This window comes from Sphingomonas sp. SORGH_AS_0870 (assembly GCF_031453175.1).
GTDB lineage: Bacteria > Pseudomonadota > Alphaproteobacteria > Sphingomonadales > Sphingomonadaceae > Sphingomonas.
This window is the reverse complement of sequence record NZ_JAVIYW010000002.1, coordinates 2,689,706-2,702,569: the sequence shown is the minus strand read 5'-3', so window position 1 is coordinate 2,702,569 and position 12,864 is coordinate 2,689,706. Positions and strand designations below refer to the sequence as shown.

The window sequence follows — 12,864 nt, the reverse complement described above, 5'->3', positions numbered from 1 at the left end:
TGACGGCCGACATCGTGCCGCCGCGCTTGTTCATTGCGGCAGCGGAGACCCGTGCGGCTTGGCCTGCTGCTTGGAGCGGATGAGGTCGATCCGCTCCCAGTTGCGCTCCAGCTCACGGTCACCGGCGTTATCCATGTTGATCTCGGACGCGCTGCACAGGCTGGCCAGCGTCACCATGACGCCGCCCACCTCCTGGGCCGCCTCGCCAGCCGGCCGGCCGAAGACGTACTCGACGAGCGCGAGCGCGTCGTCGCGGGTGCAGCCGTTCGCCTGCGCTAGCTCGAGCGCCTCCTCAAGAAAGCGGTGGGTGCGCTCCCCTCGGTTCGTCCGGACGTCCGGTGGGAAGCAGGCTTCAAGCCATCGTTCGACCCGACTCTGAAAGGATGTAATCTCCGCCGCCACTTCATTCCCGATGCCAAAGGTTGAATGGCGTGACCGTAGCCCGACCAGCCCCGAAGAAGAATAGCCGTGAACGAAGGCGCAGGAAATACAGCTAAGATGCCGATGGGGGGGAGCCTGCGTCGCATCGATCCTTTTGGACGGCCGTCAAATAAGTCCCGCTGCTCGAAAACCCGTTGCCGGGGTTTGAGCCCCCCACCCCGTCACCTGAACCAACGGCGGCTTACCGCGATCGCCGTTCGAAAGCGGACGTGCGGCTTCTCCACCTGCTTGAGCCGCCGTCACAGCTGCGTTCGACCTGGGCATAGAACGCGCTTTCTCAGCGATGATCTAGTCATCATGCTATCAAGGCATTTTGAGTGCTGGAGTTGCCACAATGTCTAGTAAATCGAAACGATGACAATAGCTCAGACTACCGTCGGCAAAACCGAAACTGACCTTGAAGTTAATGCAAACGCCGCCCTGAAGGTTGCCTTGCCTTGGCTCGACGTCACCGCGATCCAGCACCAGCTGACCTTCTCCTTCAAACTCGGCCATAAAGAGGTCGAAATCAACGGCACGAAAGCGTCTAGCCGGCGCGGCCGGCTCGATGTACTGATCAAAAGCGGCGGCAAGCGCCTGGCGATCCTCGAACTAAAGAAGCCCGGGCAGCCGCTCGACTCGGACGATGTTGATCAGGGCCTGTCCTACGCCCGGGTTCTGCATCCGAGGCCCCCGATCGTGATCGTCTCGAATGGCACCGAGACCCGTACCTATGCGACTGAAACGGGCGATCTTCTGAAGGACGGGCTGCCCAACGAGCAGGCCTTCGCCGCGTTGATGGATGCCGCAATGGCGAACGCCCATGCCGGTCTGCAAGACGCCATCGGGACGCTCATGGGTCCGAGTTCGGATGTTTGGATGGCGGCGATCCGGGCGGCAACCAAGCAGACGCTCGACGAGCTCACCGGTGACTGGGGCGATTTTCGCATGCCATTCACGCCGAACTTCCACATTTCCCGCAAGGCATCGGCAAAGGCGATGGCGGCTCTGCGCGGCACCCGCCGCGTCATTGCGATCGAGGGCGCGCCCCTGATCGGCAAGAGCCACGTCCTGCGCGAGCTGGCAATCGACACCAGCGGGTCGGACAAGATCGCGGTGCTCCTGGTCGAAGCATCGGGCACGGCCGCAATCGGGATCGCCGACGAAGTCGCTCAGCTCCTATCCGGGGCGGTCGGCTGGCGGATATCGGCAGATGAGGCGCGACGCTGGCTTGAGCGGCTTGCGACCTGCGACGGTCCGCAGCTTGTGATCGCCATAGATGGCCTCGGCCTTGAGCATGACGGAATCCGTCGCGAACTCGAAGCTCTGTCGGCCCAGTCGATGGGACCGAAGGTAAAGTTTGTCGTCGAGGCCGACACGTCGGTCGTTGACCGCCTCTGGAAGGGCGAGACCCGGCGCAAGGACACCGTCTTCGCCCGCCGTGGCGAGCGCATTCTCGTCGATCGGCTCGACGACGACGAGTTTGGCCAAGCCCTCAAGGTGTTGCAGGGGCATGGCGTCACCTTCATGCACGGTGCCGATAGGGCCGACGAATATCGCCAACCTTGGCTGCTCCAATCGATGGCGGCCGGCGTCGTCGAGGCGCCGGAGAGGGCCAAAGGCATGACGGCGATCCTGCCGCCGCTGCTCAGCGTCGACATCTTCCGCTACATCCGCACCCACTTTGTCCAAGACGAGCTTGCCGAACAGGCAGCGACGTTCGCTCGCGCCGTGCTCGACGACTATGATCGGGACGACCGGCCCCACGATGTCATTCTGCGTTCGATGCACAGTTTCATGGTTCGCAAGGCGGCTATGCGAGATCATGCTGATACCGACGAATTGGCGGCGATGGTGCGCTCTGGGCTTGCAGGATCCACGCTCGACGCCGCCAACCGCTCGGTCATCACCGGACGCATTCCCGAACTGATCGCATCCGAGCTCGCTCGGCAGATAGCCGAGCAACTGGCTAAATTAATGGAAGACGAGGAGGCGGATGCCGACGCAAACGCCGCCAACTGGCTGGTCGCGACGATCGCCCGACTGCCGTTTGGCGATGTCATCGGCGCGCAGGCACTGGTCGACCTCATTGCATGGCGCAACGGCATCAGTGTCGCCTTCCTGAACACCTTGCTACAGCGGACACCGAAGATCCGGCCCCTCAAGCCAGGCACGCGCGCAATCGTCTGGATGCCGAGCGTCGGCCAGCTCAACATGGTCACGCGGGCCGATGGCGTGACGGTGATCAAGAAGCCTGGCTGGAGCGAAGGCGTCGAATTGCCCGCCGACGAAGCCGCGGTGACTTATGCCGACCTCGACGCCTGGCTGATCCTCTCGCACCTCGCCAGCATCCGTATCGGCGCGCTGGCGATCGACGAGGATCGGATTGTCGGCGTGATAGACCCGGCGATCCTGGCGCTGGTCGGCACTAGTCCTATCCTTCTGCGCCGCTTGCCGGAAGATCCCGAACGCTCCGGTTACCATACCCATGATGGCCCCGGAGGTGCCCAGCTCGCCTGCCGGAAAGACGGGATCATCGAGCCGGTTACCTTCTCGCTGCTGCGCTTCCTTGAGCGCGAGCAGGACAATGCCGACGAGTGGCTTCAGGAGGCTTGTGACGACGGATCGGCCCCCTTGCTGAACCGCCTCTCGCAGGCCCTTTCCATACTGGCCGAGCTCAATCCAAGGGCATCGCAGGCGAGATGGGCCAAGGCACAGCTTGACGCGTTGGTAAATCCGGCTTTGAGAGAGGCACTTTCACCGACCACCGACTAGGGTCGCCTCACATCTCGACCGGCTGGTTGACGGCGCGATCTCAAACGTGGTCTCGGCCCGAGGCTTACAGCCCTGAGCGCGCGGACCTGCTTCACGGCATAGCGCATTGCTGGACATTACGCCGGCTCGGATGTATGATTTATTCGTGCTTTGTTCTGTTTCGCGCATTGCGGGTTCATGAGGAAATGGGCATGATACGACGCGATAGGCCCTGCACTTTATGCTGATTTACCGACGCACCAGCCTTCTCGAATCCAGCGCTCAGACCCTGGTCAACACGGTCAATTGCGTCGGCGTGATGGGCAAGGGCCTCGCGCATGCCTTCAAGGTACGCGAGCCGACGATGTTCGCGGCATACAAGCGGATTTGCGATCAGCATCTGCTCGAGCCGGGCAAGCTGTGGCTGTGGCGCGGCTCGCCAAACTGGGTGCTCAACTTCCCGACCAAGCTGGATTGGCGTCAGCCGTCCAAGGTCGAGTGGATCGAGGCCGGGCTCGACAAGTTCGTGTCGGCCTTTGAATCTCAAGGAATCACCGAGATCTCGTTTCCCAAACTGGGCTGCGGCAACGGCAATCTCGAATGGGACGAGGTACGTCCGGTGATGGAGCGCTATCTCGGCAAGCTCCCGATCAAGGTCTATATCCACGACTATACCCGCGATATCGGCCTGCCCGAGCATCTCGAGACGATCGCCGATGCGGTGCGGCGGGAGGGGCGTGCCGAGCCGTCGTTCGAGAGTTTCATGCAATCACTCCATAAGGTTGTCGATCTCGGCGGCGAGCAGCTGGTCGAGTTGGGCAGCCATGCGCCTTTCCGAGCCGTGATGACCGCGCCCGACGCGCTCGCAATAGAGGCGGGCGACGCGCGTTGGCAGTTCGAGGAGGAAGCGCTGCGCGGGGTGTGGCTCGAGCTTCAGTCGGGCGTGGTGACCAAGGATGCCGCTGCCTGGACCGAGCGTGATGCCGGCCTCCAGATGGTGTCGCTGCTGAGCCTGTTGCCGGGCCTGCGCCCGATCGAGATTCAGCGGCGCGGTGCCGCCGATCCCGAACTTGCCATCGAGCGCGTGCCCGGATGGCAGATCCTCTCGCCCGTCGCGCCGCTGCCGGGCCAGACAGCCTTCGCATGGCACTGAGCGCGGCGTTCGCCGCCGCACACGTCCAGCACTGGCAGGCCCAGCTCAACCAGCCCTGGTACAATCACCGGCGCTACTGGCCCGAATGCCTGTTCCATCACGCGCCCCTCGAGAACGCCGTCTCGATTCTCAGCGCAGGTGTGCTCAGGTCCCGCAACGATCCCGGCAATCCGAGGCCGCGCGACGTCGCCGCACGCGAGGTCAACGCCGCCCGCGTACACGCCCATGACCGGGTTCGGCTCTATTTCCGGCCCAAGACGCCCACCCAGTTCCATATTGAGGGAATCCGCAAGCCCGGCGAATGCCGGTTCGGGGACGAGACTCATGCGCCGGTTCTGGTGATGCTGATCCTCGACGCTGAGCGAATCCTGACCTTGCCGGGCACCCAGTTCTGCGACCGCAACATGCAGAGCGGCAATGCCGTGCCTGGCGACAGCGAAGCCTATTTCGCCGCTATTCCCTTCAGCAAGGTTTATCACGAGGGTCCGACCGGCGGCGACGACACGATCATCCCACACCGTTGCGCCGAAGTGCTGCCGACCTCGCCGCTCGACCTCGACCAGTGCCTGAGGGCGGTGTTCTTTCGCTCAGAGCCCGAGCGAGACACGCTCCTCAATCTGCTCGGCGCCCACCGCGCCCGCTGGGCGGGCCGCTGCTACGTTTCCGATGCGCTTAAGGTGTTCGAGAAGCGCTACAGCTTCGTCCAGCAGATCGGGCTCACCCATGAGGGTGTGACCTTTACGCTGAACCCGCGCGACGATCGCCGCGGTGTCAAGCTGTCGATCCAAGTATGGGATAGCGCGGGACAGTTCGTCCGACGCTTCGACCACGCCGATCTGCAAGCCACGCCACCCCAAGGACAGTGGATCTACCATCACGCCTTTGCCGACGGCCTCTACCGTGTACGGGTCGAGATCGAGGATCACCTCGCTTATGACGCTTATATCCCCCTAGGTGCGGCGCTGTTCTGAGCGCACGTCAGCTATTGGGTAAGTCAACACCGCCGCCGAATGCTCGAAATTTGAGCACGTAGCGGTCGCCCATGGGGTGCGCCAACGAATGACCGCTTTCCTAGGCAAGCCGCTCCAAAGCGGACAGGCCGGTTCCCACCATTACGAGAAATTCAAAATGTCCGCCCCCCCAATCAACCTGAGGGTCGCCGTCAGGTTGATCCGTTTGCAGCTAAACAATTAGCCCCACACCATGCCGATCGTTTTTACCATCCATGCGCCCTCGGGCGTCCGCAGCAGTTCGAACGTCTGATGGTGCGCGGCCTGTGATTGCGGCGAGATGTAATAGACCGTGAAAGCCAGCGCATTGGCGGCGGGCTTGCGGACATCGCTCAGGCGCAGCACGTCCTGGCAGTAGCGCGGGTCATGATACTGGTCTTCGCCCCGCGCGACATAGCCTTGCGACGGTCCGTAGTTCGATGGGGTCACCGCGTCGCGGTTCAGCGCCCTCCAGGCGGTGTCGTTGACGCCGCAGGCGCTGGTCCGGATGAGGCGTTCGATCAGCGGGGCTGCCGCTGCCATATCCTTGGCGATGTCCGGGTTGGCCTGCCTGGCTGCGACGGCGTCGTGAATGGCACGGGCCTGCTCGGCGCTCGGCTCGACCACGGCGATTGGTCGAACCGGTGTCGGTGAGGGCGCGTTCTGCGCGGCGGGCACGGTTATCGCCTTCAGCACGCGGCCGAGGAAGCCACTTTGCGCGGTGGCGACAGCCGGCAGCGTGACGACGATGACAGCAGCGGCGATCGGGAATGTCTTCATGGTCGTGTTCCTGTGTCCGGAATTCAGAAGCGGGCCGCCCAGTGGGCGAGCATGGAGGGCGAGCCATCCGTCAGATCCTGCATGAGGCCGATGCGGATGGTGGTGCGAGGGCCGCCGGTCGAATAGCCGGCGGTCAATTGCACTCGGCGTTGACCGGCGAGACTGGCGCTGGTCGACTGATAGATCAGGGATCGGGTCGCCAGATCGTATCCGCTGGCATAGGTCAGACGTGCGGCGCCAGCTTCGATCATCAGCGGTTGTGCGACCCCAAGGCTGACAAGCCCGCCCAGCGCCGTGCCGGTCATCTGGAAGCCGAGGCGGCTGCCGACCAGCGGCGTCGTTCCGGTGACAAGGGACGCCGTGACCGGCTTCATTCGCGTCAGGCCGAGCGAGCCATAGCCCTCGATGCTCCAACCCGGCGCGACGCCGAACCCATGATGCGCTTCGATCATGACGGTGCGGGCGCCGCCGCCGAGACGCAACGCGCCTTCGCCGGTGGGCATGCCCATCAACGTGCCCGTCTCGTCGATGAAGGACAGCCGCATATCGGCTGCCCGTCCGGACCAGCCCAGCGTCACGGCGCTCGCCGCACTCTCCTGGGTGCGGCCGCTGGCGACGGTGATGCCAAGACGCCCGCCAGCCAGATACCGATCGACGCCCATGCTCGTGCCCGCCTGCGGTGCGTAGGCCAGCACCCCGTCGGCAAAGGGGGCAAGCCTCATCACGTCCGACTGAAGCGACTCCGCCGCGTTCCACGCTGCACGAATGCCGAGGCTGTCCCTGACATAGTCGATGGTCCCGGCCGTCGCCCGGGTGACGACCTGGTCGCCGCCGGGGCCGACCCGCGCGCTGGCGAAGCCCATCGTGCCGGTGAAGCCGCCGAAGGACAGCGCCGACTGGTGGCCCATCTGGGCGACGCTTCGCCAAATCCGATGATCGGCGCCGACCTGCGGCTTGACGATCAATTCGGCAAGCGATGCGGAATAGTCCCGGCCAAACTGGTCGAGGATCGTGACGTTGGACAGCGCCGTCTGGATCGCTGCCGCGCCCATCGGTGCCGGCAGCGCCATCACCGAGGATCCCACCGATGTCTGCGTCGCGCCGTTCGACAGTGTCGGATTGACCGGCGACAGCGCGGCCTTGAAGTCGACCAGTCCGTGGCCAAACACATCGTCCACGCCCGGATCACCAATGTCCTTCGCGGTGGTCAGGATCACCTGGCCTGCCTGCTGCCCGGTCAATTGTGGCCATTTCGACAGGATGTCGGCCGCGAGTGCGGCGACCGTCGGCGTCGCCGAACTAGTACCGCTGAACAGTCCGACGTTGCCGTTGACCAAGGTCGTCACGTTAGTACCGACGGCCACCACATAGCGGTCCTTCATGGTCCCGGCGCGGTTCGAATAGGACTCGAGCGTGTAGGCCTGGATGTTGGGGCTCAGCGCGCCGACAAAGATGATCGCGTTGACGTTGGATGCGTCGATGGCGCCGGCATCCGCAGGATTGGCCGCGGCGCTGTTGCCAGCGGAATTGACGATCAGGCCGCCGGTCGCGCCGAAGCGGGCGACGGCCTGGCCCCAGGTGGTGCTGCCCCCCTGGTTCAACGAACTGCTGACGATCCTGATCTTCTGCGCCGTCGCATAGTCGAGCGCCTCCACGGCGCGGAAGATCGCCTCGGTCTTGGTGTCCTCATCCCAGTCCGATACGCGAAGCACCGCGAGCCGCGCGCCGGGTGCATAGCCGACCGCGCCTTGCCCGTTTGCGTTGCCGGCGATGATGTTGGCGACTGCGGTTCCGTGGTCCGACTGGTCGTCGCCCAGGACGTCGCGCTTCGTTTTGACCCCGCCCTTGGTGACGTAGCCGAAGTCCTTCGAAAGCGACGTGTCGATGCGGCCATCGAGTTCGCCGTTCACGTTGACAACGCCGTCGTCGATGACCGCGACTGTCACGCCGTGGCCATCATGGCCGCTGTCCAGCGCATAGAGCGCGTTGACGAATTCATTCGCGCCGTAGTTGCGGCGAAACTCGGCCGTGTCCGCCGCCGATCTGGTCGGCTGCAGGTTGGAGGGCGTGATGATGTAGCCAGCCGGCGGTGGCACCGGTGCGGAGTACACGGGCGGTGTTGGTGTGGGCGTAGGTGTGGGCGTCGGCGTCGGACTGGGGGTTGGCGTAGGTGTTGGAGATGGCGTGGGCGTCGGTGACGGAGTGGGTGTTGGTGACGGGGTAGGACTTGGCGACGGAGACGGCGTCGGGCTTGGCGTCGGCGCAGGCGTTGGGCTTGGCGTGGGCGTTGGCGTCGGTGCCGGCACTGGCACGCTACCCGAGCTGGCTATGCTGCCACCACCGCCGCCGCAGGCTGCAATCGTCAGCGTCAGCAGGCTTGCCGAGGCTGCCTTGATCCCCCGTAATCTCGTCATGTCATCCCCCTCGAAGGGATGCACGCCAGCCGGCGGCACCCCGTTAAATGACGGGGTGCCGGCCCTCTGGAGACCGGATGTTCGAAACCTGCAGTAAAACAGGCGCGGGCGCCTTTAGCCGGGTGGCCTGGACATACGCGTCCGCCACCCGGTCACAAAGAGCTTTGCGACCGTGTGTTGGTCTTTCGACCGCTGGTGGTCTTGCGACCGGCTTTTACTGCAGGGTTTCGACGCCCCGGCCCGCGGAACTGAAAGTCTCGCAGGCCGCCTCAGGCTATAGCCGGATCGTTAACAAATTCCTAGCGGCGCGGATGGTTGTGGTCTTCCGGGACCACCGACCGCATTCTGCAAACACCTCCGTTGTCCCCTCGAACTGGTATCGAACTGGGCTCCTGACCTAAAAATCGAGATTATCCGGGATATAGCCCATTTTGTGGACAAATCGCTTATCCGCAAAATACCTGATTTTCGGGACAAGGCGATTTTGGGGCCATTCGCCGCCGATCCTTGCGACAGCTCAAAAAGCGTCTTTTTTGCAGCTATGCCGATTTTCGAGACAAACCCGGTTGCGTCTATGCCTGGCTCTGACATCAGACCATTCCGGCGCGCGGACGCCTACCGGCAATCAGCAGTCAAATTGCCCATAAGCCGTTGATTTTACGTCTATCCGTAAAATGGGGTATTTTGGGTCAAACCAAAATACCGATTTTTGGGGCAAGCCCGAAAACCCTATCCGGAAAATGCCCCATTTTTGCAGAATAGGGCGAAAAGCCGCCTCTGCGGACGCCATCCGGTATTTTCCGGATAACCAGATTGGTACAATTTAGGACCTGAGCCGCCGACCCCCATGGTCGGACGGGTAAAGGGGCAAATTCATGTCAGGCGCAATACCGCAAACGTGTGGCAGGCCATCACGTTTGCTGCGCCACCCCCGTGCTTCGGGGGCGGTTGGCTCGCATACGCTCGTTTGGGCTCGGCGCGGGGCGCCTCGGATCGGACGCGCGGCGTCCTCGGGCGCCTCGATGCGGCTTCGACCGCATCGGGGCTGGGTCGTTCGTTTGTCGCAAACGCTCGACCAACATATAACCACCGACACTGTCGGGACATCATCATGGACGAACTCTACGCCGCCTTTAAGCATCTCGCCCGCCGTTTTCATGGCCGCTGGAGCAGGCTCGACGACGCGCTGACCCGCATTCGGTCCACCAGCGGCGCAAAGACCAGCGAAGGCGAACGTACCCGCCGAATGCTCGTGAACGCCTTCCGGGTTCAGACCTATCCGGACAGCATTCGTGGGAGATTACAGACCGACCGGCTGAACGCGATGCGGGCGCTGGGCGAACCGCTGAGCAAGGCGCTCGGACATATCGTCACGATCGAGCTGGCCGAGGAGATGCTCAAGGCGCTGGACGATGCCGAACGCCAACGTGCCCGCGAGGTCGACGCCGCATCGGATTTCGAAAAGAACGACACGGTCTACGGCCCCTTCGTCGCAGCGATGCACAACCAAGGCATTGTGCGCGGCGATCACGAGGTGATTACCGAGCAGGAATGGGCCGTCATCGCCAAATACGTCCGCCGCAAGGTTGCGGCCCGGCTGCGCGACGTCCCGCCCATTCGCAGCAACAAGGAATGCCGCACGCCGGACGGGCGGCGTCATCCGTTCTGGAACGGTTACCGCATGCCGCTTGATCAGGTGGATGGTGAGGAAAAGGTGAAAGGCACACCGGCCCCGCCGCCGCGCTGATCATGCCCGCGGGACATCGCCCCGCTTTCCACAGCATGAGGTGACCTATGCGCTTTTCACAGCGCCCGTCCAGCCACGCCAGCGTTCCGGGCTCCGTCGTGGCCTATGACATCGAGACGATCGCCCCGGCGATGCCGGACGGAGCATTCCCGCCCTGGCCGCTGCATCGGCCGGTGGCAATCGGCTTTGCCGCCGCGTCCATGCAGAATGGCCAATGGACGTTCGAAATCGAGGCACTGGTCGCAACCGGCGATACCGACGAGACCGATCTGATCCGCGCGGCCGACCACCGCTTCTCCCAGGCGCAAGTCGTGACCGGCTACAACTCCACTCAATTCGATGCGCTGGTCCTGCGGCTGGCCGCGCAGCGCTGCCGGTTATGGAATCTGCCGGCGCTGGCCGATCATTCTGCCGCACATCGCTATGGCGGCGAGCATCTCGATCTTGCCGACCGATATGCGAGCTTCGGTCGCAAGGTGGGGCTGGCAGCGCTGTGCGACCAGATCGGCATCCCCGTGAAGACCGATGTGGCGGGTGGCGATGTCGCCGCCTTGTGGGAGGCGGGCGAGCATGACCGCATCCGTCGCTATGTGATGGAGGATGCGGTCGCCACCCTCGTCCTGTGGTTCGCCTGGACGGCGGCGCGCCACGCTGACGAGGCGCTGGTGACGCGACCACTGGCAGCCCTTGCGAGACGGATCGAAGTGACGCCGGAGCTTCATCATCTCCAAGCCTTCGTCGACTGTCCGCTGATGCGCTGGTCGCGCCCGCGGGCGCTCGCGGCCGATGTCGGTGCCGCGCTGGACCGTGTCACCGCGACGCTCCGGCGCGAGGCTGATGAGCGGGCCTTTGCCGCCACCTGACCACGACCTTCACCACCAAGTCTCCCCGGACGGCCCGGCCATCAACGCAGATGGCCGGGCCGTCGTCATTTCAAGGACACCCGTCATGACCACCGACACCCTCGTCCTGTCCGTCGCCTGCATCCGGCAGCCGGCCATGGCGCAACGACCGGCGCGCACCTTGTTGATCGGCGCCGCGACGCTGGCGGTACGCCGCAGCTTCGGCACCTATGCCTTCGATCTCGTTGCCGACAGCAGCACCGTCACCGATGATCCGGCCCAGACGATCGGCTGGCTGGCCGACCGCCTACGCCATCCGCCCGGAAGGCTGCTGCTATGGCGCGCCGAGGACATCGTCGTTCCCGCGCTGATCGAATGCGCCGGCACCGCACGCAACGCGGTCGCCGCCGCCCGGATGTTGCGCGGACTGCATGCGGCGTTGGAGGGAGGGATGGTCGACGTCGCCGACGCCTTTGGCGGTTCGGCCGCGACATCGTTCGACGCCGTCGCCCACCGCGCCGGCCTGCCGTTCGTGTCGATGACGGCCACCGCGCTCGCCGACGCGCACCGGACCGGCAATCACGGTGATATCGAAGAGCATCTTGCCGCCCGTGCCAAGGCCACATGGCGTCTATGGCTGGACGGCCAGCCGGACCCTGGCCCAGTCCGCGCCGCCGCCGAAGCCTGGCTCGCCACACCGGCGGCAGAGGTGCGGTCGTGATGATGGTCATCAATTGCAGGCCGCATGTCCGTCCGTGCCGCTCGATCCCGTCCGACGGTCTGGCGGACAACGAATGGAGCACCTCAATCCCCACGCAGTATGCGATGCTCACCCAGCCGCTGCCGCTCGCCGGCGGCGCAATGCTGGAGCGCGCAGGCAGCAGCGGCGAGGCACGGCTGGCGGCGGCGCTGCGCGCCGAGGCACCGTGGATGGCGGCATTCGCCGACCGGATCGCAGAACGCGCCGCGCTGAGCATCTGGGCGGGGCGGCCATGGCTGGCGTTGCGCCCTATGTTGCTTGTCGGACCGCCGGGGGCGGGCAAGACGTATCTCGCGCGCAGGTTGGGGGCCTTGTCGGGCTGCGGCGATGCAGTGCTGTCCTTCGCCGGGGTCAACAGCAACGCGGTACTGGCGGGCAATCCGAGGGGCTTTCGGCATCCGCAGCCCAGCCTGCCTGCGATGATCATGCAGCGGACCAACACCGCCAATCCGGTGATCGTCATCGATGAAGTCGAGAAGGCGGTGGCGAGCGACCTCGGCGATGCGGTCGCGACGCTGGTCGGCATGCTGGAGGGAGGTGGTGCCAGCCGCTACTTCGACGGCTGCCTCGCCGCCGAGATCGACCTGTCGCACATCAACTGGGTGATGACGGCCAACCGCATCGACCGATTGCCCGCGGCCCTTCTGTCGCGGGTCGAGGTCATCCACGTGTCGGGGCCACGACCGGAAGATGCCGAACTGGTGCTGCCCGCCCTCTGGCGGGACGTCGCCCATCAGCTCGGCCTGCCGTCATCGGCACTGCCGCAGGTCGAACAGGCCGCCGAAAACGCGCTGCTGCGCCTGTTCCGACGGACGCGCTCCATACGCCGGCTGCGCCAGGCGATCGAGACGCTGGTCGCCGTGTCGGCACGCCACCGGCTCCGCGAAGTCCATTGATGATCATCGAAGGCGGTGCGGTGAGCACCGTCAGGAACGGGAAAAAATGCTCCGGCCGGGAAGCGGCCGTCACCAAAAAGGAATGTACCCATGGAAACGACTGTCCGCC

General features: G+C 64.5%; 10 protein-coding genes. 7 read left to right on the top strand and 3 right to left on the bottom strand.

What is annotated here, in order from left to right; all coding sequences use genetic code 11:
* Positions 1–30: 30 nt before the first annotated feature.
* A complete protein-coding gene (locus tag QE363_RS12610) occupies positions 31–402 on the bottom strand; it encodes a hypothetical protein (protein WP_309695722.1) in 372 nt (123 codons plus the stop codon).
* Between the two features lie 393 nt (positions 403–795).
* Here QE363_RS12610 and QE363_RS12605 point away from each other — a divergent pair, with 393 nt between their 5' ends.
* From QE363_RS12605 to QE363_RS12595, 3 genes are all read left to right on the top strand, one after another.
* On the top strand, positions 796–3,195 hold the full coding sequence (locus tag QE363_RS12605) for a type I restriction enzyme HsdR N-terminal domain-containing protein (RefSeq protein WP_309695720.1): 2,400 nt from the start codon (positions 796–798) through the stop codon (positions 3,193–3,195).
* Positions 3,196–3,415: 220 nt separating this feature from the next.
* On the top strand, positions 3,416–4,327 hold the full coding sequence (locus QE363_RS12600) for a macro domain-containing protein (protein WP_309695718.1): 912 nt from the start codon (positions 3,416–3,418) through the stop codon (positions 4,325–4,327).
* Entirely contained in the window at positions 4,318–5,298 is a 981-nt protein-coding gene (locus QE363_RS12595; RefSeq protein WP_309695716.1) for a DarT ssDNA thymidine ADP-ribosyltransferase family protein, read from the top strand. Before QE363_RS12600 ends, QE363_RS12595 begins: the two co-directional genes overlap by 10 nt.
* A 219-nt stretch (positions 5,299–5,517) precedes the next feature.
* Here QE363_RS12595 and QE363_RS12590 read toward each other — a convergent pair whose 3' ends face one another.
* Together QE363_RS12590 and QE363_RS12585 are read right to left on the bottom strand one after the other, a co-directional pair.
* Positions 5,518–6,096 carry a hypothetical protein gene (locus tag QE363_RS12590; RefSeq protein ID WP_309695714.1) on the bottom strand — a complete coding sequence of 193 codons (579 nt, stop codon included), beginning with the start codon at positions 6,094–6,096 and terminating at the stop codon, positions 5,518–5,520.
* 23 nt (positions 6,097–6,119) lie between these two features.
* A complete protein-coding gene (locus QE363_RS12585; RefSeq protein ID WP_309695712.1) occupies positions 6,120–8,207 on the bottom strand; it encodes a S8 family peptidase in 2,088 nt (695 codons plus the stop codon).
* Between the two features lie 1,414 nt (positions 8,208–9,621).
* Between QE363_RS12585 and QE363_RS12580 the strand changes: the two genes are divergently transcribed.
* The 4 genes from QE363_RS12580 (at position 9,622) to QE363_RS12565 (ending at position 12,755) form a co-directional block, all read left to right on the top strand.
* Positions 9,622–10,257, top strand: coding sequence for a hypothetical protein (locus tag QE363_RS12580; protein ID WP_309695710.1), 636 nt, complete (start codon positions 9,622–9,624; stop codon positions 10,255–10,257).
* 47 nt (positions 10,258–10,304) lie between these two features.
* The gene (locus QE363_RS12575; RefSeq protein ID WP_309695708.1) at positions 10,305–11,120 is read left to right on the top strand and encodes a ribonuclease H-like domain-containing protein; all 816 of its coding nucleotides are present in this window, start codon (positions 10,305–10,307) and stop codon (positions 11,118–11,120) included.
* Between the two features lie 85 nt (positions 11,121–11,205).
* Positions 11,206–11,820 (top strand): hypothetical protein, encoded by a 615-nt coding sequence (locus QE363_RS12570; RefSeq protein WP_309695707.1) that lies wholly within the window; start codon positions 11,206–11,208, stop codon positions 11,818–11,820.
* Positions 11,820–12,755: an AAA family ATPase gene (locus tag QE363_RS12565; RefSeq protein WP_309698197.1), complete on the top strand. Its 936-nt coding sequence runs from the start codon at positions 11,820–11,822 to the stop codon at positions 12,753–12,755. Before QE363_RS12570 ends, QE363_RS12565 begins: the two co-directional genes overlap by 1 nt.
* Positions 12,756–12,864 lie beyond the last annotated feature (109 nt).